This is a genomic window from Bacillus sp. BML-BC051 (genome assembly GCF_019656175.1).
Lineage (GTDB): Bacteria > Bacillota > Bacilli > Bacillales > Bacillaceae_G > Bacillus_A > Bacillus_A mobilis.
The window spans coordinates 1-21,661 of sequence record NZ_BPLI01000048.1; the positions used below are offsets into that span (position 1 = coordinate 1).

The 21,661-nt window shown below is 37.1% G+C and carries 23 protein-coding genes, 11 tRNA genes and 4 riboswitches; of the genes, 31 read left to right on the forward strand and 3 right to left on the reverse strand.

Annotation, left to right across the window (positions count from 1 at the left end; genetic code table 11):
* Positions 1-33 precede the first annotated feature (33 nt).
* From K5S59_RS19255 to K5S59_RS19315, 13 genes are all read left to right on the forward strand, one after another.
* Positions 34-106, forward strand: a tRNA-Ala gene (locus tag K5S59_RS19255).
* A 20-nt stretch (positions 107-126) separates the two neighbouring features.
* Positions 127-219 (forward strand) — tRNA-Ser (locus tag K5S59_RS19260).
* A 55-nt stretch (positions 220-274) separates the two neighbouring features.
* Positions 275-367: transfer RNA gene (locus K5S59_RS19265), tRNA-Ser, on the forward strand.
* Between the two features lie 21 nt (positions 368-388).
* A tRNA-Met gene (locus K5S59_RS19270) sits at positions 389-465 on the forward strand.
* Between the two features lie 3 nt (positions 466-468).
* A tRNA-Asp gene (locus tag K5S59_RS19275) sits at positions 469-544 on the forward strand.
* Positions 545-552: 8 nt separating this feature from the next.
* A tRNA-Phe gene (locus tag K5S59_RS19280) sits at positions 553-628 on the forward strand.
* Between the two features lie 11 nt (positions 629-639).
* Positions 640-712, forward strand: a tRNA-Thr gene (locus tag K5S59_RS19285).
* A 6-nt stretch (positions 713-718) separates the two neighbouring features.
* Positions 719-789: transfer RNA gene (locus K5S59_RS19290), tRNA-Trp, on the forward strand.
* A gap of 9 nt (positions 790-798) precedes the next feature.
* Positions 799-875 (forward strand) — tRNA-Ile (locus tag K5S59_RS19295).
* Between the two features lie 8 nt (positions 876-883).
* Positions 884-958: transfer RNA gene (locus K5S59_RS19300), tRNA-Asn, on the forward strand.
* A gap of 1 nt (position 959) precedes the next feature.
* Positions 960-1,031, forward strand: a tRNA-Glu gene (locus K5S59_RS19305).
* A 129-nt stretch (positions 1,032-1,160) separates the two neighbouring features.
* Positions 1,161-1,580, forward strand: a complete 420-nt coding sequence (locus K5S59_RS19310) for a CBS domain-containing protein (protein ID WP_000199029.1) — start codon at positions 1,161-1,163, stop codon at positions 1,578-1,580.
* A 295-nt stretch (positions 1,581-1,875) separates the two neighbouring features.
* Positions 1,876-3,027: a DUF3965 domain-containing protein gene (locus K5S59_RS19315; protein ID WP_097844471.1), complete on the forward strand. Its 1,152-nt coding sequence runs from the start codon at positions 1,876-1,878 to the stop codon at positions 3,025-3,027.
* A gap of 241 nt (positions 3,028-3,268) precedes the next feature.
* Here K5S59_RS19315 and K5S59_RS19320 read toward each other — a convergent pair whose 3' ends face one another.
* Together K5S59_RS19320 and K5S59_RS19325 are read right to left on the reverse strand one after the other, a co-directional pair.
* Positions 3,269-3,607, reverse strand: a complete 339-nt coding sequence (locus tag K5S59_RS19320) for a hypothetical protein (RefSeq protein ID WP_001137810.1) — start codon at positions 3,605-3,607, stop codon at positions 3,269-3,271.
* Positions 3,608-3,612: 5 nt separating this feature from the next.
* Positions 3,613-4,773, reverse strand: a complete 1,161-nt coding sequence (locus tag K5S59_RS19325; protein WP_001056027.1) for an SH3 domain-containing protein — start codon at positions 4,771-4,773, stop codon at positions 3,613-3,615.
* 269 nt (positions 4,774-5,042) lie between these two features.
* Positions 5,043-5,154: riboswitch (TPP riboswitch) on the forward strand.
* A 60-nt stretch (positions 5,155-5,214) separates the two neighbouring features.
* Positions 5,215-5,318, forward strand: a riboswitch (TPP riboswitch).
* Positions 5,319-5,400: 82 nt separating this feature from the next.
* Here K5S59_RS19325 and tenA point away from each other — a divergent pair.
* From tenA to kdpDN, 18 genes are all read left to right on the forward strand, one after another.
* Positions 5,401-6,096 (forward strand): thiaminase II, encoded by a 696-nt coding sequence (tenA, locus tag K5S59_RS19330; protein WP_000666823.1) that lies wholly within the window; start codon positions 5,401-5,403, stop codon positions 6,094-6,096.
* Positions 6,065-6,814: an ABC transporter ATP-binding protein gene (locus tag K5S59_RS19335; protein ID WP_001256817.1), complete on the forward strand. Its 750-nt coding sequence runs from the start codon at positions 6,065-6,067 to the stop codon at positions 6,812-6,814. Before tenA ends, K5S59_RS19335 begins: the two co-directional genes overlap by 32 nt.
* Positions 6,814-7,566 (forward strand): ABC transporter permease, encoded by a 753-nt coding sequence (locus K5S59_RS19340; RefSeq protein ID WP_002070529.1) that lies wholly within the window; start codon positions 6,814-6,816, stop codon positions 7,564-7,566. Before K5S59_RS19335 ends, K5S59_RS19340 begins: the two co-directional genes overlap by 1 nt.
* Positions 7,563-8,564 (forward strand): ABC transporter substrate-binding protein, encoded by a 1,002-nt coding sequence (locus tag K5S59_RS19345; protein WP_000670439.1) that lies wholly within the window; start codon positions 7,563-7,565, stop codon positions 8,562-8,564. Before K5S59_RS19340 ends, K5S59_RS19345 begins: the two co-directional genes overlap by 4 nt.
* A gap of 10 nt (positions 8,565-8,574) precedes the next feature.
* Positions 8,575-9,195: a thiazole tautomerase TenI gene (tenI, locus tag K5S59_RS19350; protein ID WP_000787176.1), complete on the forward strand. Its 621-nt coding sequence runs from the start codon at positions 8,575-8,577 to the stop codon at positions 9,193-9,195.
* A complete protein-coding gene (gene thiO / locus K5S59_RS19355) occupies positions 9,188-10,297 on the forward strand; it encodes a glycine oxidase ThiO (RefSeq protein WP_000335167.1) in 1,110 nt (369 codons plus the stop codon). Before tenI ends, thiO begins: the two co-directional genes overlap by 8 nt.
* Before the next feature lie 15 nt (positions 10,298-10,312).
* The gene (thiS, locus tag K5S59_RS19360; protein ID WP_001049508.1) at positions 10,313-10,516 is read left to right on the forward strand and encodes a sulfur carrier protein ThiS; all 204 of its coding nucleotides are present in this window, start codon (positions 10,313-10,315) and stop codon (positions 10,514-10,516) included.
* Between the two features lie 2 nt (positions 10,517-10,518).
* Positions 10,519-11,289, forward strand: coding sequence for a thiazole synthase (gene thiG / locus K5S59_RS19365; protein WP_000931989.1), 771 nt, complete (start codon positions 10,519-10,521; stop codon positions 11,287-11,289).
* A complete protein-coding gene (locus tag K5S59_RS19370; RefSeq protein WP_001065452.1) occupies positions 11,282-12,301 on the forward strand; it encodes a thiazole biosynthesis adenylyltransferase ThiF in 1,020 nt (339 codons plus the stop codon). Before thiG ends, K5S59_RS19370 begins: the two co-directional genes overlap by 8 nt.
* Before the next feature lie 6 nt (positions 12,302-12,307).
* The gene (gene thiD / locus K5S59_RS19375; protein WP_002070538.1) at positions 12,308-13,129 is read left to right on the forward strand and encodes a bifunctional hydroxymethylpyrimidine kinase/phosphomethylpyrimidine kinase; all 822 of its coding nucleotides are present in this window, start codon (positions 12,308-12,310) and stop codon (positions 13,127-13,129) included.
* An 85-nt stretch (positions 13,130-13,214) separates the two neighbouring features.
* Positions 13,215-13,362, forward strand: a riboswitch (cyclic di-AMP (ydaO/yuaA leader).
* A gap of 93 nt (positions 13,363-13,455) precedes the next feature.
* Complete coding sequence (locus tag K5S59_RS19380) at positions 13,456-13,842, forward strand: hypothetical protein (RefSeq protein ID WP_000424082.1); 387 nt, start codon at positions 13,456-13,458, stop codon at positions 13,840-13,842.
* 16 nt (positions 13,843-13,858) lie between these two features.
* Positions 13,859-14,089, forward strand: a complete 231-nt coding sequence (locus tag K5S59_RS19385) for a hypothetical protein (RefSeq protein WP_000866304.1) — start codon at positions 13,859-13,861, stop codon at positions 14,087-14,089.
* A 261-nt stretch (positions 14,090-14,350) separates the two neighbouring features.
* A riboswitch (cyclic di-AMP (ydaO/yuaA leader) is annotated at positions 14,351-14,496 on the forward strand.
* Between the two features lie 94 nt (positions 14,497-14,590).
* Positions 14,591-14,695 carry a SipW-dependent-type signal peptide-containing protein gene (locus K5S59_RS19390; RefSeq protein WP_000887889.1) on the forward strand — a complete coding sequence of 35 codons (105 nt, stop codon included), beginning with the start codon at positions 14,591-14,593 and terminating at the stop codon, positions 14,693-14,695.
* Entirely contained in the window at positions 14,692-14,772 is an 81-nt protein-coding gene (gene kdpF / locus K5S59_RS19395; protein WP_000150656.1) for a K(+)-transporting ATPase subunit F, read from the forward strand. Before K5S59_RS19390 ends, kdpF begins: the two co-directional genes overlap by 4 nt.
* 19 nt (positions 14,773-14,791) lie before the next feature.
* Positions 14,792-16,459 (forward strand): potassium-transporting ATPase subunit KdpA, encoded by a 1,668-nt coding sequence (kdpA, locus tag K5S59_RS19400; protein WP_120449496.1) that lies wholly within the window; start codon positions 14,792-14,794, stop codon positions 16,457-16,459.
* 13 nt (positions 16,460-16,472) lie between these two features.
* Positions 16,473-18,563: a potassium-transporting ATPase subunit KdpB gene (gene kdpB, locus K5S59_RS19405; protein ID WP_001248023.1), complete on the forward strand. Its 2,091-nt coding sequence runs from the start codon at positions 16,473-16,475 to the stop codon at positions 18,561-18,563.
* A gap of 16 nt (positions 18,564-18,579) precedes the next feature.
* Complete coding sequence (gene kdpC, locus K5S59_RS19410; protein ID WP_098258876.1) at positions 18,580-19,161, forward strand: K(+)-transporting ATPase subunit C; 582 nt, start codon at positions 18,580-18,582, stop codon at positions 19,159-19,161.
* 56 nt (positions 19,162-19,217) lie between these two features.
* On the forward strand, positions 19,218-20,372 hold the full coding sequence (gene kdpDN, locus K5S59_RS19415; RefSeq protein ID WP_002070545.1) for a KdpD-like non-kinase potassium sensor: 1,155 nt from the start codon (positions 19,218-19,220) through the stop codon (positions 20,370-20,372).
* A gap of 22 nt (positions 20,373-20,394) precedes the next feature.
* Here the strand turns inward: kdpDN and K5S59_RS19420 are convergent, their stop codons facing one another.
* Positions 20,395-21,576: an MFS transporter gene (locus K5S59_RS19420; RefSeq protein WP_000748715.1), complete on the reverse strand. Its 1,182-nt coding sequence runs from the start codon at positions 21,574-21,576 to the stop codon at positions 20,395-20,397.
* Positions 21,577-21,661: the final 85 nt, after the last annotated feature.

The window sequence follows — 21,661 nt, forward strand, 5'->3', positions numbered from 1 at the left end:
CAAATCCTGTCTTCCCGATATTCCCAAAAACATGGGGCCTTAGCTCAGCTGGGAGAGCGCCTGCCTTGCACGCAGGAGGTCAGCGGTTCGATCCCGCTAGGCTCCACTTTATTTATTATATGTCTCGGAGGTATACCCAAGTTCGGCTGAAGGGATCGGTCTTGAAAACCGACAGGCGGTGAGAATCGCGCGGGGGTTCGAATCCCTCTACCTCCTCCATTTTCTTTTTAAATGGTTTAGACATAAATAATAAAATATTTCTTTTTTCCTTCATGGAGGTATACCCAAGTTCGGCTGAAGGGATCGGTCTTGAAAACCGACAGGCGGCGAGAGTCGCGCGGGGGTTCGAATCCCTCTACCTCCTCCATTTTTTAAAATATTATATTGTCGCGGGGTGGAGCAGCACGGTAGCTCGTCGGGCTCATAACCCGAAGGTCGCAGGTTCAAATCCTGTCCCCGCAACCAAATGGTCCCGTGGTGTAGTGGTTAACATGCCTGCCTGTCACGCAGGAGATCGCCGGTTCGAACCCGGTCGGGACCGCCATTTATGTTGGCTCGGTAGCTCAGTCGGTAGAGCAGAGGACTGAAAATCCTCGTGTCGGCGGTTCGATTCCGTCCCGAGCCACCATTTTTTTTTATGCCGACTTAGCTCAATTGGTAGAGCAACTGACTTGTAATCAGTAGGTTGGGGGTTCAAGTCCTCTAGTCGGCATCCTTTAGGGGCATAGTTTAAAGGTAGAACTGAGGTCTCCAAAACCTCCAGTGTGGGTTCGATTCCTACTGCCCCTGTAAGTATATGGGCCTATAGCTCAGCTGGTTAGAGCGCACGCCTGATAAGCGTGAGGTCGATGGTTCGAGTCCATTTAGGCCCACCATATATTATTCCGCAGTAGCTCAGTGGTAGAGCTATCGGCTGTTAACCGATCGGTCGTAGGTTCGAGTCCTACCTGCGGAGCCATGGCCCGTTGGTCAAGTGGTTAAGACACCGCCCTTTCACGGCGGTAACACGGGTTCGAATCCCGTACGGGTCATAAAAAAAGAGTCAGCAATATGCTGACTCTTTTTTATTTTGTAGAATCCTCTGTTATCAACTGATTTTCCTGAAATAAATAAAGGGATTTAGGAAAAGCTATGGTATGTATAAAAAGGAGGAGACAAAAATGACACGAGTGAGAGACGTTATGAGTACTCATGTTGTACATTGTACACCGCTAGACAATGTATATGAGGCTGCTGTAAAGATGAAAGAAGAATCGATTGGATTGATTCCAGTTGTTGAAAATGAGCAAGTTGTTGGGCTTGTTACGGACCGAGATTTAGTTATTCGTGGGATTGCTGAGAAACATCCTGGATCTAATAAAATTACAAATGTAATGACAACAAACATTGTTTCAGTTTCTCCAGATGATTCTATTGAAAAAGCTACAGAGTTAATGGCACAGTATCAAATTAGACGATTACCAGTAGTTGAGGGTGGTCAACTTGTTGGGATGCTAGCACTAGGTGATTTAGCTATAAGAGAATCGGCAGATGATCAAGCTGGATTTGCTTTAAGTGAAATTTCGGAGCATACGGAATGAAGAGAGACTTTTATTAGTGGGATAAGTTACGTATCAAAATCAGATGCATTATTCTAGTATATGGATTAAACTAATATGTTAGCATGATGTATCTGAGACATTATATAATATAAGTATACAGTTAATAATTTCGACAGTTTTTTTAAATTTGTCATTCCTAATTTTAAATAAGAGAAAAAATGATATACTGATAGATATAAGTATTATGAAAGATTTCGAATATAACAATATTCATCGTTAATGATGTAATAATGGATTAATATTTCCTATGTAGACAAAAGGGAAGGGGAATTATATGAGGGCTGTACAGCGCGATCCAAATTGGAATTTGGTTACAGATACATATATAGAACCAGATAATTTCGCTGAATTATTATCTTTGCTTGTACCTTGTCATCCAAAAGGTGGAGGGAAAGAACGAACTATATTAGTATGGAAAGAAAAAGAATTTTATAAAGAAGAAAATTTAGCGGCATTTATCGTATATGGAATGAATAAAGTAAAGAATTTACCGCAGTTTCATAAAGATGAAATTCCAACTCTAGTACGTATTCTTCGCTTATGCCAAGAGATTGGTTGGTATGAAGAAGCAAATACTTTTATGATAACTCAAGGACTAGCTGAGTTTGTTCACACTTCATTGGAATATGAAACGTGGGATCTTTTGACGCAGGCGGTTGCTTTAAACTATTTAATTATTAAATATCGTATTGGTGAATTGACTGATGAGGATGTAGAAATTTGGGATAGAGTTAAATTTAATGAGAAATGTATTACGGATTGTAAGCATCTATTATCTCATAAAGAAGTATTGGAATTTACATTCTTTTATATGTGTAAGAGAGCTAAATTACTATCAAAAGAGCAATTAAATAGTGATATGATGAGTCTAGCGATGTATTGTAATACGTTTGTGTATGACTTATACACACATGACTTATTACGAAAATATCGTAAGTGTACAGACTTCCTATCATATTATGGACCTAGTCAAGCGGTGTTAGCTTGTCAAAGAGCTGTACTTTCTCAAATTTCAGATCGATTAGATCCATTGAAAACTACTCATGTAGATGATTATTTATATGTAATGAAAGAAATGATGGAGCATATGACGATAGGAATAATGGATCGATATGATCATTTTATCGGGAAGTTATTATCATATGTGCCATTTTTCGAAATGATTCAAGTTCCACAACATGCATATTATTGTGAAGAATTACTGTATATTTGTAAGGGCATTGAATATAAAGAAGAAATATTACGCAATTATATATTTATACAATTACATGATTGTTTACCATCATTCTTTAAACTATTTCTTAAAAATAAGCGTTATGCAACGATTCATGACATTCTGTTCTATTGGTGTGATGATGAACAAAGAATGAGCTTAGAGAAAAAATATAATCTTAGCTTTATTTATGAAAAATATGCTTGCGGATAAAGAGCATTTTCTATATAAAAAATTTATATAAATTAAAAAGGATCTCAAATTTATTTGAGATCCTTTTTTTATTAGTAAAACAAGGAGAACGCAATTAAAATGAGCAATAACATTCCATAAAGGAGAAATTGTGCAGTATTACTTCCTTGTATACCAAAAAAAGTATTTGTTTTTTTATATAAATTTAATATATATTTTAGCGGATTATCTTTGAAAGATCGGTACACAGTGTCTCCTCTTTCTAAGCTTCTTGTTCGTGTTTCTTGTTTTTAGGAACATGAATGTACCTAGCTATGAATAATAAAACAGCCATAAAGAATACAGGATATACGGTAGATAAATAAAAACCATTACTAATAATATTTGTTATTAGGGCACTTAATAGAAAGATGGCATTATAAATATGGGCAATTTTTTGTTTTAGTTGTACTTGAAAAGATTCCATCATAATTTCTAAAGCAACAAAAGCAATGATAATAGATAAAAATACAGTGTTTGTATTATAAATGATTAAACAACAGATTAAGCCTAAAAAGGCTAAGTATTCAATTAAGAGAGGTATATTGATATTACGTGGCATACAATTTACCTAACTAAATATGGCAGTGGGTTTACTGCATTTGTTTTTTCAAAATTCCATTCTCCATTGTGTAACTCAAAATGAAGATGTTGCCCGTATGAATGACCTGTGTTTCCCATATGACCTACTAATTGTCCAGCTTGTACTTGATCACCAGCTTGTACAGTGCGATCTTTCATGTGTGCATAGACTGTTGTATATAATTTCCCGTTTATTTGATGGGCGACGAACACAACATTGCCATAGCTAGCTGAATAATATGATTTCACTACTTTACCTGCAGCCGCTGCCTGGATAGAGACATTACCTTGAGCTGCAATATCTATACCATAATGCATTTGTTCCCAGCGCATATCAAAGGTTGAGCTAATTCTTCCTTGAGTAGGAAATTTGAAAACAGCTGGAATGGAAGTAGATTGAGCTGTTTGAGCTTGTGATTGTGTTTGATTTTGCATCACATAATGTTTTGCCACGTATCCGTATCCTGTGCCAAAACGAATTTTATACCAAGTTCCCACAGTTTCCACTACTTGTATTTGTGTACCATTTTGTAATGAACCAAGTAGTGCACTACTTGTACTAGCGTTGCTACGTACATTAAGTTTAGGTGTTGCAACTGTGTATTTCGTATTATTTTGAACTGTGATGCCTTTTACTAAAGACTGTGAACCATTAGATACGAATGCTTTTTGTACGTAACCTGTTCTGCCATTATGTAAAATTTTATACCACTCACCTTGTTCTTCTTGAATGGTAACGAATTTCCCATTTGGTAATACATCTAAAATTGAAGATTCTAAATTAGGTTCAGAACGAACGTTTAATGCATTGGCATTAACGATGTATTGATTATTAGATTGAAGTTTGTTTTTTAGTAGAATAGCATCTTTTTGTACGTAACCTACTTTATTATTAACAGATACTTTATACCAGCCATTAGTTGTTTCAAGTATGTTCACTTTCGTATTAAAGCGAATTGTATCAATTGAAGAGCTATTTGCGTTATCTTTTGTATGTAAGGCTACTTGATCGACTTTGACATATCCAGTTTTCACATTAGATAATTGTTCAGCGTTGGCTGTTTTTACATTTGTTTCTCCCATAGAAGGAAGTAAAGAGGCAATTGCGACAGTAGTTGCTGTTAAAGCGGTAGCTTTCATATTCATATAATAGAGACCTCCTCTAGTTGTATAGTTGTAATTTTATTATAGTATAAAGATATAATATAGTGGGTGTATTCACATAAATGTAATATGAAATCAATATAAAAATAAATTTTTTGAGGATAATGATTCCTTATTATCCAATTCATTAGGATAATAATTTCTAACATAGAATATAAGTATTATATAGTTTCATTATTTTGTTGACAATTGAGAAAATTAAAACAGTTGATGATGTCTTATTACGATGTTATACTGACAGTGTTAATTTCATAGTTTGCTAGGAGAGCTGGTGTTGCCAGCTGAGAGTAGGCCATAAGCCTTTGATCCTTTTCATTACCTGATCTAGATTATGCTAGCGTAGGGAAGCAATTCGGACACTAATAATGAGTCCCCGTTTCTTTGCGTATAGAAACGGGGCTTTTTTATTTGAAAATTTCATATTGAAACCACTAGGGGTGCTTGTTGTGCTGAGAGAGGAATAATCCTTAACCCTTATAACACCTGATCTAGGTAATACTAGCGAAGGGAAGTGGAGCAACGAATAAATTATAATTTTATTTGCTGTAACCACTTCTTATTTAGAAGTGGTTTTTTATTTATATACACATACCGGAAGGGGATAGGGAAATGAAATTTTGCGATAGATTATTAGAAACTGTACAACCAGTTTGGGAGATGAGTCATAATCATCCGTTTGTAGTAGGTATGGGGGATGGCACGTTAGAAAAAGATAAGTTTCAGTATTACATTATTCAAGATTACTTATATTTGTTAGATTATGCAAAGCTATATGCGATTGGTGTTGTAAAGGCAACAAATCCACAAGTAATGGGGAAATTTGCTGAACAAATTGATGGCATATTAAATGGAGAAATGACGATCCATAAACAGTATGCAAAAAGACTTGGAATTTCTATAGAGGAGATAGAGTCTGCAAAGCCATCTGCTAAAAATTTAGCTTATACAAATTACATGATGTCTGTATCTCAAAATGGTACACTTGCGGAATTAATAGCAGCACTTCTTCCATGTATGTGGAGCTACTGGGAAATTGGAAAGCGTTTAAATGATATTCCTGGGGCAAGAGATCATGAGTTCTTTGGTGAGTGGATTCAAGGATATAGTTCTGCAGAATACGGTAACCTTTGTATTTGGTTAATAGATTTATTGAATGAAATGGCAGTTGGAAAGTCTGAAAAAGAGCTAGATCGATTAGAGGAGATTTTCCTATATTCCAGCCGATTTGAATATTTATTCTGGGATATGTCCTATCGTAAGGAGATGTGGGGATTTGAGGAGCAAGAACATACTACAGTTTCATAATGTTTCTTTTCATTATGATGAGAAACCAATCATCAATGAATTAAATGCTTCTATACAAGATAAAGAGTTTGTAAGTATTATCGGACCGAGTGGATGCGGGAAAAGTACTTTATTTCGCCTTATTACAGGTTTAGAAGAGGCAAGTACTGGACAAATAGAGCTGACAGAAACAAAGAGCCATCCTGTAGGGTATATGCCCCAAAAAGATATGCTTCTGCCGTGGAGAACGATTATTGAGAATGCAGCTCTGCCGCTAGAGTGCCAAGGTGTACAGAAGAAAGAAGCACAAATAAAGGCAAAGGAGCTGCTATATAAATTTGGGTTGCAAGGGTATGAGACAAAATATCCGAAAGATTTATCTGGTGGTATGAGGCAACGCGTATCTTTCATTCGAACTTTATTAACAGGCGGGGAGATATTGTTGTTAGATGAACCGTTTAGCGCGTTGGACGCTTTAACGAAGGCATCTTTGCAAGAATGGCTGTTTGAACAATGGAAAGAGTGGGAAAAAACAATTTTATTTATCACTCATGATGTGGAAGAAGCGTTGTTTCTTTCTAATCGAATTTTAGTAGTAGAGCAGCAACCGATAACTACTTTAACCGAGAGGGTTGTACCACTTGATCGTAATCGAACAAGAAAAGATTTATATAAGCCGGAAGTGTTAGCGCTTAAAGATGAGCTTCTTAGTATGTTACAAAGGCAGGTACTCGTATGATGAACCGGTTGAAGGAGCTATTGCCTGCCCTTACACTTTCTAGTATTTTACTTGCCTTTTGGGAAGTAGGCGCAAGAATCGTAGATGAAATGTACATTTTACCGTCACCGTCTGCAATTGTAATGAAGATATGGAAACTAAAAGATATATTATTCACGGTTCATTTGCCGGCAACATTATACGTCGTTTTAATAGGGGTGGCTATTTCTATCGTACTTGGGGTAGGGCTAGCGATGTTAATGAATGCGAGTAATTGGATGGAGAGAGCATTTTATCCATTATTAGTTGCTTCACAAACGATTCCGATTACAGCGCTTGCTCCGCTTTTCGTTTTATGGTTTGGATATACGATTTGGAGTAAGGTTGTTGTTACGGTATTAATTACGTTTTTCCCAATTGCGGTCAATACGTACGATGGACTACGCAGTACGAAAAAAGAATGGGAGGAGCTCTTAGTTACGTACGGGGCAACGAAAAAAGATGTTTTTCTTAAATTAAAGTTGCCGTCTGCTCTTCCTTATTTTTTCTCAGCTTTAAAAATTGCAGTTCCGCTTAGTGTAATTGGGGCAGCAATTGGTGAATGGCTCGGTGCACAAGCTGGGCTAGGGTATTTCAGTAAAAGAATGATGACGCAGTTAGACGGAGCGGGTGTATTTGCACCGATTGTATTGTTATCATTATTAGCTATTTTCTTCGTCATACTTATTACGGTATTAGAAAAGAAATTCATTAGTTGGAGGAAGCATTCATGAAATTTTTAAAACGCATCTTTGTGTTGACATTATTAGTTGCAATGATCGCTGGATGTTCTAATAATTCAGCATCAGATAAGAGTAAAAAAGAAAAAGAAATAACGGTCATGCTTGATTGGTACCCAAATGCGGTACATAGCTTTATTTATGCGGCAATTGAAAAAGGCTACTTTAAAGAAGAAGGAGTAAAGGTGAATATTAAATTCCCTTCCAATCCGACTGACCCATTAACTTTAGCAGCTGCAGGAAAAGTAACAGTGGGCTTATATTATCAGCCTGATGTTGTCATGGCAAAAGCAAATGAACAAATTCCAGTGAAATCAATTGGAGCTGTCGTACGTTCACCATTAAATCATGTTGTATCGCTGAAGTCAGCAGGCATTCAATCGCCGAAAGATTTAGAGGGGAAAACAGTTGGATATTCTGGAACACCTTTAAGTGAGATGTATTTAAAAACGATGGTAAAAGAAGCTGGTGGTAATCCAGATACAGTGAAAGTAGTCGATGTTGGCTTTGACTTAGTACCGGCACTAATTACGAAAAAAGTGGATGCGGTAACAGGGGCATACATTAATCATGAAGTACCTGTTATGCGTCATGAAGGTCATGAACCAGCATACTTTAATCCAGCTGATTATGGTGTACCAAATTATCATGAGCTTGTATTTGTAACAGGTGATAAAACGTTGAAAAAAGATAAAGAAGCGTTGCAAGCTTTCTTACGTGGTACGAAAAAGGGCTATGATTTCATGAAGAAAAATCCAGATGAAGCATTAAATATTTTATTAAACCACCAAGAAAAAGAAAACTTCCCACTTGTACCAGAAGTTGAAAAAGAAAGTATGAAAATTTTATTAGAGAAGATGGAAACGAAAGATGAGCCATTCTTATCAGATTCAAAAGAATCATGGGAGAAACAAAATAAATGGCTGAAGGATAAAGGAATGACGAAAGAAATCGTTCCGGCCAATGAATTATTCGAAAACATTTTAAAGTAGGCGAATGAATATGAAAAATGAGCTTCATGTAATCTCAAATGGTCACATGTCATTCGAAGAGTTAGTGAATGTAGCGATGCAAATTGAAAGTGAGATTGATTATTTGCATATTCGTGAGCGTGAGAAAAGTACGAAGGAATTGTATGAAGGTGTGGAAGGCCTTTTGAAGAAAGGCTTTCCGGCATCAAAAATAGTGATAAATGATCGAATTGATATTGCTATTTTATTAAACATTCCGCGCGTACAGCTAGGATATCGAAGCGCAAATGTAAGGTCAGTGAAAGAAAAGTTTTCTTATTTGCATGTCGGTTATTCTGTGCATTCTTTAGAAGAGGCGATCGATGCATTTAAGAATGGAGCGGATTCACTCGTCTATGGTCATGTATTTCCGACAGATTGTAAAAAAGGTGTGCCAGCGAGAGGGCTTGAAGAGGTTTCAGACATTGCAAAGTGTTTATCCATACCAATTACAGCAATTGGAGGAATCACCACGGAAAACACCAGGGATGTTCTTACTAACGGCGTCAGTGGTATTGCTGTTATGTCTGGAATTATAAGCAGTAGTAACCCGTATAGCAAAGCGAAATCTTATAAGGAATCAATAAGAAAGTGGGCGGAAAAACATGTGTAAGAAGTATGATGTAGCGATAATTGGCGGTGGTGTCATTGGTAGTGCAGTTGCACATTTTCTAGCAGAAAGAGGACATAAAGTAGCGATTATAGAGAAGCAAAGAATTGCATCTGAAGCCTCGAAAGCAGCCGCTGGCTTACTTGGGGTTCAGGCAGAATGGGATGCATATGACCCACTATTTGAACTTGCAAGAGAAAGCCGTGCTATATTTCCACAACTTGCAGAAGTTTTACGTGAAAAAACAGGCATCGATATTGGGTATGAAGAGAAAGGCATTTATCGCATTGCTCAAAATGAAGAGGAGAAGGAAAGAATTCTTCACATTATGGATTGGCAGCAGAAAACGGGTGAAGATTCTTACTTTCTAACGGGAGGTCGTTTACGAGAGAAAGAACCATTTCTTTCTGAGTCAATTATAGGGGCTGTATATTATCCGAAAGATGGTCATGTTATTGCACCGGAGCTTACGAAAGCATTCGCACATTCTGCATCATTTTCGGGTGCTGACATATATGAACAGACAGAAGTGTTTGATATTCGTATTGAAAATAATAAAGTGAACGGGATTGTGACGAGCGAAGGTAGTATCACATGTGAAAAAGTTGTTATTGCGGGTGGTTCATGGAGCACGAAGTTACTGCGTCATTTTCACCACGAATGGGGTACATATCCAGTTAAAGGAGAAGTAGTAGCGGTAAGAAGTAGAAAACAACTTTTAAAGGCGCCTATTTTCCAAGAAAGATTTTACATTGCACCAAAGCGCGGCGGACGTTACGTAATTGGAGCAACGATGAAGCCTCATACGTTTCATAAAACTGTGCAACCGGAAAGTATTACTTCTATATTAGAGCGCGCGTATACAATATTACCAGCTTTAAAAGAAGCAGAGTGGGAAAGCACATGGGCAGGGTTAAGACCACAATCGAATCACGAAGCTCCTTATATGGGAGAGCATGAAGAGATAAAAGGTTTATATGCTTGTACTGGGCATTATCGAAACGGTATTTTATTAAGTCCTGTTTCTGGTCAGTATATGGCGGATTTAATAGAAGGAAAGCAGGAGAATCACTTGCTAGATTCATTGCTTTCTAAAACAGTTTAGAAAGGGGATGGAAGTTTGAATTTAAAAATTAATGGTAATCAAATTGAAGTGCCAGAGAGTGTAAAAACAGTAGCTGAGCTACTTACACATTTAGAGTTAGAAAACAGAATTGTTGTAGTAGAGCGTAATAAAGATATTTTACAAAAAGACGATCATACAGATACATCTGTTTTTGATGGAGACCAAATTGAGATTGTAACTTTCGTAGGAGGCGGTTGATTATGTTAAACATTGGACCATTTTCATTTCATTCTAGACTTTTATTAGGAACAGGAAAATTCCCTGATTTTGATGTGCAGCAAAAGGCAATTGATGTATCTGAGGCGGAGGTTTTAACGTTCGCAGTACGTCGTATGGATATATTTGATGCAAAGCAGCCTAATTTATTAGAGAAACTTGATGTGAAAAAATATAAGTTATTACCGAATACAGCTGGAGCAAAAAATGCTGAAGAAGCGGTTCGTATTGCAAAATTAGCAAAAGCTTCGGGGCTTTGTGACATGATCAAAGTAGAAGTTATTGGTGATGATAGAACGTTATTACCTGATCCAGTAGAAACGTTAAAGGCATCTGAAATGTTACTAGAAGAAGGGTTTATCGTTCTTCCGTATACATCTGATGATGTTGTATTAGCACGTAAATTACAAGAACTAGGTGTGCATGCAATTATGCCAGGAGCATCACCAATCGGTTCAGGGCTTGGTATTGTAAATCCGTTAAATTTAAGCTTCATTATTGAACAAGCGAGAGTACCAGTTATCGTTGATGCTGGTATTGGTAGCCCAGCTGATGCAGCATTTGCAATGGAGTTAGGAGCGGATGGTGTGTTATTAAATACGGCTGTGTCAGGAGCAAAAGATCCTATTAAAATGGCACAGGCAATGAAGTTAGGCATTGAAGCAGGGCGTTTAGGGTTTGAGGCAGGTCGTATTGCACGTAAACGTTGTGCAACAGCAAGTAGTCCTTTAGAAGGAATGAGTGTAGTTGAATAATCGATATTCTCGCCAAGAACTATTTTCTCCAATTGGAGAAGAAGGGCAACGAAAAATAAGAGAAAAACATGTACTTATTATCGGTGCAGGTGCATTAGGTAGTGCAAATGCAGAGCTGTTTGTAAGAGCTGGTGTTGGCACAGTAACGATTGTTGACCGGGATTATGTTGATTGGAGTAATTTACAAAGGCAGCAATTGTATGCAGAGAGTGATGTAGAAAATAATCTTCCAAAGGCTGTAGCGGCGAAAAAACGTCTAGAAGAGATCAATCGTGAAGTAAGAATAGAAGCTCTCGTTCAAGATGTAACAGCTGAGGAATTAGAAGAACTTGTTACAAACGTTAATGTAATTATTGATGCAACTGATAATTTTGAAACACGTTTTATTGTAAATGATATAGCGCAAAAGTATTCTATTCCATGGGTTTATGGAGCATGTGTAGGAAGTTACGGCCTTTCTTACACAATTCTTCCTCGTAAAACGCCATGTTTATCTTGTTTATTACAATCGATTCCACTTGGAGGAGCGACATGTGATACAGCGGGCATTATATCTCCTGCTGTATCTCTCGTCGTTTCTCATCAAGTTACGGAAGCTCTTAAATTGTTAGTGGAAGATTACGAATCACTTCGAGATGGACTTGTGTCGTTTGATGTATGGAAGAATGAATATTCATGTATGAATGTGGAAAAGCTTCGTAAACACAATTGTCCTTCGTGCGGAGAGAATGCATTGTATCCGTATTTAAATAAAGAAAACACATCAAAAACAGCTGTTTTATGCGGGAGAAATACAGTTCAAATTAGACCGCCTCATAAAGAGGAAATGGATTTTGAACGATACAAAGAGCTGCTGCATGATCGTGTGAATGATTTAAATGTAAACCCATATTTATTATCATTTTCTGTGGAAGAAAAGAGATTAGTTGCTTTTAAAGATGGTCGTGTACTTGTACATGGAACGAAAGATATAAGCGAAGCAAAAACAATTTATCATCGCTATTTTGGATAGAAAAGGATGAGTGGGATGAAAGTAAATAAAGCTTTAACAATTGCAGGATCTGATAGCGGCGGCGGTGCCGGCATTCAAGCAGATTTAAAAACATTCCAAGAGCTTGGTGTGTACGGGATGACGGCTATTACGGCAATTACTGCTCAAAACACGCTTGGCGTTCAAGGGGTATATCCAGTTCCGTTAGAAGGTATTACGGAACAGTTGAATTCAATTGGTTCGGATTTAACACCAGATGCTGTGAAACTAGGAATGTTATTTAGCAGCGAAATTATTCAAATTGTAGCAGAACATATTAATAAATTTGGCTGGAATAATATTGTACTAGACCCTGTTATGATTGCTAAGGGCGGTGCATCATTATTACAACAAGAAGCAGTACAAGCATTAAAAGAATATTTATTACCAGTAGCAACAGTTGTAACACCGAATGTTCCTGAAGCAGAAGTGTTAACTGGGATGGAGATTCATAATGTTGAAGATAGTAAGGAAGCTGCGAAAGTACTGCATGAATTAGGTGCGAAATACGTGCTTATGAAGGGTGGACATGCAGAATATCAAGGTAATGAGGTAGTTGACTTACTCTTTGATGGTGAGCAGTTTATTGAATTTAGAAGTGAACGGATTCCTTCAAAGCAAACGCACGGAAGCGGGTGCACATTTGCTTCAGCGGTTACAGCAGGACTTGCGAAAGGCTACTCGATTGAAGAGGCAGTTCAAGAAGCAAAACGATTTATTAGTATAGCAATTGAAGAGCCGTTGAATATTGGAAGTGGCCATGGGCCGACGAATCATTTTGCATATAATTTGAATAAAACGCAAGCATAGGTAAGTAAAAAGTCAGTTTTATAACTGGCTTTTTTTCTGTTTACTTTTTCTAAATACAGGAGTAATATATCAGCCAGAATATATTTTTTGTAATACGCTGAGTCCAATTATATGGAGCGGGGGAACCAATTTGTGCATTGTCACTTGGGGTGAATCTTTCAATTTTGAAAGTAGGGCTACTCTCAAAGTCCGAATCCGACAGCTAACTTCGTAAGCGTCTTGAGAGAGGACGGTGCCATGATGGATACATCACTTCATCAATCTGATTAGTATAGGGGAATATCAATCTATGTTTGAGTTCTTTTATGCTAAGGAGGATGAGGTACATGGAACTAACACTTATTTGTGTTGGAGAAGAAAGCAAGGTAAATAGTTTAAGAGATTTAGTAGCATTTCAACATGAGTTAATTATTTTTACAGCAAATGAAGAGATAGCGGCTGAAGTTAGGGATTGTGGGTTTGATTGGACGTATAGTTGTAGCAAGGAGCAGGATTTTACTAGTATTTGTGAGTGCATAAAGAAGGTAATTTTACTAGGGGATGAGCTTCCAATCGTTAGCTTCTTTACAGAACACATTCGCTTTTCTTTTCAAGCACCTATTACTGTTGTTACAAGGAATAAACGATATCCAGCAAGGCTCTATGAAATAATTGGAGCTACATTTGTCGTGTTTACGAATTGTGATAATATTTCTTTTTTATTTTTTGAATAGGGCGGAGGAAAAGAAGATGAAGGTGTTGTTACTAGGAGATATAGCGAATCGTTGGGCGGTATCAGTAGATCGAGTTCAAGAATTGGTGGTGCTTGATCCTATTTTTCCAAGGCCCTATATTATATTGCCATCGAAAGACGCTTTATATTTAAAAACAGATGTTATCGAATATGAGCAGCTACATGCAGAATTGTCACAAGTTTATATTCGCGGGAGAAATTTACGTGCTTTTTTACAAGGAGAATAAATAGTGAATGAAAAAAGAGCGAATGCTAAGTGCAACAAGCTATGCACTTTATGTCATTCGCTCTTTTTATTTCGTATTTAAAAGATCATTTCTATGAAAAAGAAAGAAAAGACGAGAAAACAGGTGAAAAAATATTAATAACACTCAATGTAAGCGTTTAAATAGATGGATATTTTCTTATTTTCAGTAATTTGCCTCTTTACAAGTTAAATATAGAGGAGTATATTTACTCTCATAAATCATTCGTAAAATTTCCAAAAAAACCTAAAATCGCTGAGTTCCAGAAATGGAGCGGGGGAACCAATTTTGTGCATCGTCACTTGGGGTGAATCTTTCAGTTTTGAAAGTAGGGCTACTCTTTAGGCCCGAATCCGACAGCTAACCTCGTAAGCGTTTAGAGAGGAGGTTTACTTTGTGTTGTTCATTTCGAACACTAAGTAGAGCTTAGTGTTCTTTTTTTGACTATTTAATGGTAAATTTTTACAAAGGGAGAGGGTAGCTATGTTAGATGTTGTGATGATCGGGATTTTTGTTGTGTTAGTCGCATCGATGGCAAGTCTTGCAAGTTGGTCAGATAAAGTTGTGAAAGAAGGGAAGCAATCATGACGATTGCCTTATCGGTTATTGTTGCAGCAATTACGGTGTACTTAGTGTATGCATTATTAAATCCGGAAAAGTTTTAATTAGGGGGAGTCATTCATTATGATCTGGGTCGCAGTCGTTATTACAATGCTGTTGTTTATTCTTGTGGCAAAGCCAACGGGAATTTATTTAGAAAAAGCCTTTCAAGGGAGTAAAAAGCTAGATAAAGTATTCGGGCCTTTTGAAAAACTTATTTTTAAAATTACGGGTGTAAAAGAATACAATCAAACGTGGAAACAGTACGCATTATCATTAGTTTTATTAAATGGATTTATGATTGTTGTCGTATATTTCATTTTCAGACTACAAGGAGTATTGCCATTAAATCCAGCACACATTGAAGGAATGGAGCCCACGCTCGCTTTTAATACAGCAATTAGTTTTATGGCTGATACAAACTTACAGCATTATAGCGGTGAAAATGGTTTATCTTATTTATCACAATTAATCGGAATTACATTTTTAATGTTTGCAGCACCGGCAACGACGTTAGCACTCGTTATGGCATTTATAAGAGGGCTCGCTGGAAAAGAACTCGGTAACTTTTTCGTTGATTTTACGAGAGCATTAACGAGAGTATTTCTTCCTATCGCATTTATTGCGGCGCTAGCCTTTGTCGCACTTGGTGTACCACAAACTTTAGACGGTGTAGTTACAGCACAAACGATTGATGGCGCGAAACAAAGTATATTACGTGGGCCGGTTGCATCATTCGTTTCCATTAAGGAACTTGGAAATAACGGCGGTGGATTTTTCGGAGCAAACTCTACGCATCCTTTTGAAAACCCAGGACAAATGAGTAATATTTTGCAAATGATGCTTATGATGTTATTGCCAACAGCACTTCCATTTACGTACGGACGAATAGTAGGAAATAAAAAACAAGGTCGTATTCTTTTTGTATCACTATTCATGGTGTTTTTACTAGGGTTTATAACGATTACGACATCTGAACTACATGGGAATCCAGCGTTAAATGGAATAGGTATCGAACATGTACAAGGCAGTACAGAAGGAAAAGAAGTACGATTTGGAACGGTATTTTCTTCCCTATACGCAACAGTAACGACAGCTGCTGAAACAGGTGCTGTGAATACGATGCATGATACGTTAACACCAATTGGCGGGTTAGTACCACTCGTAAATATGATGTTAAATACAGTATACGGCGGCGTTGGAGCAGGTTTTGTGAACATTATTATGTATGCGATTATCGCAGTCTTTATATCTGGATTGATGGTTGGACGGACACCGGAGTTTTTAGGTAAGAAAATTGAAGGGAAGGAAATGAAATTAATTGCGGTAACAATACTATTTCATCCACTGCTTATTTTAGGATTTTCAGCATTAGCTCTTTCAACAAGTTTAGGAACGGATGCTATTTCTCATTCCGGTTTCCACGGTTTGACGCAAGTGGTATATGAATATACATCGTCAGCTGCGAATAACGGATCTGGATTTGAAGGATTAGCGGATAATACACCGTTTTGGAATATTACAACTGGTTTAGTTATGTTTTTAGGCCGCTATTTCAGTTTAATTACGATGCTGGCTGTTGCAGCTTCATTGAAAGAAAAGACGGTTGTACCAGAAACAGTCGGAACGTTCCGTACGGATAATAGTTTATTTGGTGGCATTTTCATCGGAACAATTGTAATTGTCGGTGCATTAACATTCTTCCCGATGTTAGTACTCGGTCCAATTGCAGAATTTCTTACATTGAAGTAATGGAGGGTAAATGATGAGACCGGTAGTAGTAAAAGAAAAAAGAGTAAATGAATCACAAATACATGCTGTAGAAGATGAAGTTAGACAAGCGAAAACGATGGATCGTGATATCGTGAAACATGCGATGAAACAATCTTTTGCGAAATTGAATCCGAAAGTCATGATAAAGAATCCGATTATGTTTGTTGTAGAAATTGGATTTATCATTACGTTCATTTTATCTTTTCTTCCAAGTCATTCTAGCAGTGTACCAGGATGGTTTAATATAACAGTTTCTCTCATTCTCTTATTCACAGTTTTATTTGCTAACTTTGCAGAAGCGTTAGCAGAAGGACGGGGGAAAGCGCAAGCCGATTCTTTAAAACAATCGAAGAAAGATGTGTTTGCAAATGTTATAAAAGAAAATGGAGACATTGCTCAAGTTTCAGCAACTGATTTGAGAAAAGGTGACGTTGTTATTGTAAAACAAGGAGAAATGATTCCAAGTGATGGAGAAGTCATAAAAGGGTTAGCATCTGTTGATGAATCTGCGATTACAGGGGAATCCGCTCCTGTTATAAAAGAAGCGGGCGGTGATTTTTGTTCCGTAACAGGCGGAACGATGGTTGTAAGTGATGAGATTACAATTGTCATTACGAGCAATCCTGGTGAATCATTTATTGATAAAATGATTTCGTTAGTAGAAGGAGCTGCGCGTCAAAAAACGCCGAATGAGATTGCTTTAAATACAGTATTAACGAGCTTAACGCTTATTTTCTTAATCGTCGTTGTGACGTTGCCGATTTTTACAAACTATTTAGGGTTTCAAATTGATACAGCTGTACTTGTAGCGTTGTTAGTTTGTTTAATTCCAACGACAATTGGTGGTTTATTATCAGCAATTGGTATTGCCGGGATGGACCGCGTGACAAAGTTCAATGTGTTAGCAATGTCGGGTAAAGCAGTAGAAGCTGCGGGTGATATTAATACAATCATTTTAGATAAAACAGGTACGATTACTTTCGGGAACCGAATGGCACATACATTGCTTCCTGTAGGAAATGAGACGATTGAGCAAGTAGGAAAATGGGCTGCGATTAGTTCAGTTTTAGATGAAACACCAGAAGGTCGATCAGTTATCGAATATGCAAAAACGAAATCTCTATCATATGATAGAGCACTTGCAGAACAAGGTGAATTTGTTCCATTTAAAGCAGAAACGAGAATGAGTGGTGTCGATTTACAGGACGGAACGAAAGTGAGAAAAGGTGCTGTTGGTGCCGTTATTGAATGGGTTAGGTCACAAGGCGGAACAATTCCGAAAGATGTAAATCAAAAAGCAGATTCCATTTCCAAAGAGGGCGGGACACCACTTGTGGTTGCGGTGGATAATCGTATTTACGGTTTAATTTATTTAAAGGATACAGTAAAACCTGGTATGCGTGAACGTTTTGAACAATTGCGCCAAATGGGGATTAAAACGGTTATGTGTACGGGGGATAACCCATTAACAGCAGCAACCATTGCAAAAGAAGCAGGGGTAGATGAATTCGTTGCTGAGTGTAAACCAGAAGATAAAATTGCGGTTATTAAAGCAGAGCAAGATAAAGGGAAACTTGTAGCGATGACAGGTGATGGTACAAATGATGCACCGGCACTAGCGCAGGCTGACGTTGGATTAGCGATGAATAGTGGGACGACAGCTGCGAAAGAAGCAGCAAATATGATTGATTTAGATTCGAATCCGACAAAAATTATTGAGGTTGTAGGAATCGGTAAGCAATTATTAATGACGCGTGGTGCGTTAACGACGTTTAGTATTGCGAATGATATCGCGAAATATTTCGCCATCATTCCAGCAATGTTTACACTTGCGATTCCGCAAATGGAAGCATTAAACATTATGCAACTAACATCACCACTGTCAGCTATTTTATCAGCATTAATATTTAACGCTGTTATTATTCCGTTACTTATTCCATTGGCGATGAAAGGTATCGCATATAAACCGATGAGTTCGAATGCACTACTTGGCCGAAACCTACTTATTTATGGGCTTGGTGGAGTGATTGTACCGTTCATTGGAATTAAAGTAATTGATATAATTGTAGGCTTGTTCATATAAGGAAGAGGGGAAAAAGATGGCGAAGAGACAAAGTATACTATCACCAATCATCCGTATTACTTTTACATTTTTAGTGTTGTGCGGACTTATATACCCGCTTATTGTAACTGGTATTGCACAAGCAGTAATGAAGGATAATGCGGATGGAAGTCTAATATATAATGATAAAAATGAAGTGATTGGTTCTACATTAATCGGTCAAAATTTCACAGATCCACGTTATTTTCATGGGCGTGTTTCTAGTATTGAATATAAGGCAGAAGCATCTGGTTCAAATAACTATGCACCGTCTAATCCAGATTTAGAGAAACGAGTAGAGAGAAGTATTGAAGAGTGGAAGAAACAAAACCGGGCCGTACCAGTTACAGAAGTGCCAATCGATTTAGTGACAAATTCAGGTTCAGGGCTTGATCCTGACATTAGTCCGAAGGCAGCTTCCGTGCAGGTAGAGCGTATCTCTAAAATAACGAATATTCCGAAAGAAATGTTAAATCAGTTGATTAAAGATCAAACGGAAGGTGCGGCACTTGGTTTATTTGGAGAAGATCGCGTGAACGTCTTAAAGTTAAATTTAGAATTACAGAAACTAATGAAATAGTAACAGTGCTACCTCAATCTAACGGATTGAGGTAGCGTTGTTTCGAAAGGAAGGTTGTGAGTGTTTTGTATGCGGATGACTATAAACCAACTTTTCAAAGGCGAACACCAGAAGAGTATTTAGAATATATTCGTCAGCAAAACCGCGGGAAGTTAAAGCTATACGTAGGAGCGGCTCCAGGAGTAGGGAAAAGTTATAAAATGCTCTTTGATGCAAGAGAGATGAAAAAAGACGGTACGGATATTGTAATTGGTTTAATTGAAACGCACGGAAGAAAAGAGACAGAAGAAGCAATTGCTGATTTAGAAAAAGTTCCTTTAAAAGAAATAGATTATAAAGGGAAAGTATTTTATGAACTCGACGTGGAAGGAATTATAAAACGTGCACCACAAGTCGTTGTTGTGGATGAACTTGCGCACAGTAATATTCCTGGATCTAAAAATAAGAAACGTTATATGGATGTACAGGAATTGCTAGATGCCGGTATATCAGTCTTATCAGCGTTTAATATTCAACATTTAGAAAGCGTTCATGACATTGTTGCTCAAATTACGAATGTAAAAGTAAGAGAACGTATTCCGGATTTTATTTTACAAAAAGCAAATGAAATTCAGCTCGTTGATGCAACACCGGAAGTATTAAGGAAGAGATTAATAGACGGGAAAATATATAGAGAAGAAAAAATAGAGCAAAGCTTACAAAATTTCTTTACGCTTAATAATTTAGGGGCACTCAGGGAATTATCGCTTCGTGAAGTGGCAGATGATATGGACGAGAAAATTAGCCAAACAGTGATAGAACCGATTGGCGTGAAAGAAAAAATTCTTGTTTGTGTACAATACAGTTCAACAGCAGAGAAATTAATAAGACGGGGATGGCGTATGGCGGATCGGCTAAACGCTGAATTGTATGTATTAAACGTTGAAAGGGAAAATATAGATTCTCTTTCAGCAGGGAAAAAGCAAACAATTGAAGAGTGGAAGTCGCTAACGAATCAATTTGATGCAAGTTTTGTTTTAGAAGAGGCTAAAGGAAGAAAGCCGGCTGATGTTATTATTGAAGTCGCGAAAAGACTACAAGTAACGCAAATTTTACTCGGACAATCAGCAAGAACAAGGTGGGAAGAAATTCGAAAAGGTTCAATTGTAAATGAAATTATGAGGCAAACGAAGTATATTGATATTCATATCGTTGCAGATCAAAGAGTTTAGAATAGAGACCATCTATAGGTCTCTATTCTGCTTTTTGTACAGCCTGAAAACGTAGCATTTTCATTGCGCATAAAATGATAAATAGAAATGTAATTGCACCTAGGAAGAAAATCCAAAAGTAATTTTGATTAAATACAAGAAATCCACCTAAAAGTGGCCCTGTGCCCATACCAAGATAGCGAATAAAGTTGTACATACCGATAGCAGTTGCGCGTTCTTGTACGAATTCTTCCGTTAATAAAGTAGTGTGAGTTGGCATAGAAATCCCCATACTAAAACCGTACAAAGATGTAACGATAATGATGAATGGGATATTGATGCTATATGTGAAAGAGAATAAAGTGACACATATAATATTGAAGAAACTAGTAATGAATAAAGTTTGTTTTGTTGTGAGGCGCTTTTGTAAAAGTTTGAAACAATAACTTCCTAACATAATAGAAAGGGACATCGGTACAAACATAAGACCAATTTCACTTGCAGTTAAGTGAAATAAATTCGTTAAAATACTCGGTAAAAAAACGAGGAAACAAAAGTAAATACAAAATTGAATAAAGCCAATAAGAGTAATAGAAAATCCAGTTTTATTTTTTAAGATAAACCAGTAATTCTTTTTTGCTTGGGGTTGCTTACTTACAGTTGGTTTTGTTTCTGGAAGTAGTGAAATGTTTATCGTTAATAAGAGAATGCCAAGTATAGATAAAAAGAGAAATACGGATACATGGCCGTTTATACTGCCAAGATAACCACCAATTAGAGGGCCAATCGCAGGTGCGAGGGCAAGTAACATTTGATAAAGGCTCATTGCTTCTCCTCGTTCTTTTCCTTCAAATAAATCGCCGATAATCGTTGCTGCTACTACAGGTATAGCCGCTATTCCTATAGCTTGAACAGCTCTAAAAAATAGAAATAAATAAATGTTGGCAGAAAAAGCACATCCGATTGAACCAATTGTACTAATGATCAAACTAGGGATAAGGACAGATTTTCTCCCTTTTGTATCAATTAAAGGTCCATATATGAGCTGCATAATCGCAAGAACGAATGTGAAAAGGGAAACTGTTAAATTTACAAGATAAAGAGAAGTGTGAAAAGAACCTTGAATCATGGGCAAGATAGGCGTGTAAATATTTTGAGCGAAGGAACCGAGTAAGGCACTCATACAGACGACATATAAAATGAAATTTAGTTTGGATTTTTTCATTATGTTAACCTCCTTGTCATTTAGTTTCTATGGAAACTAAATTTATTTTAACATGATATTCTCACTTGTAAATATGAAAAAATGA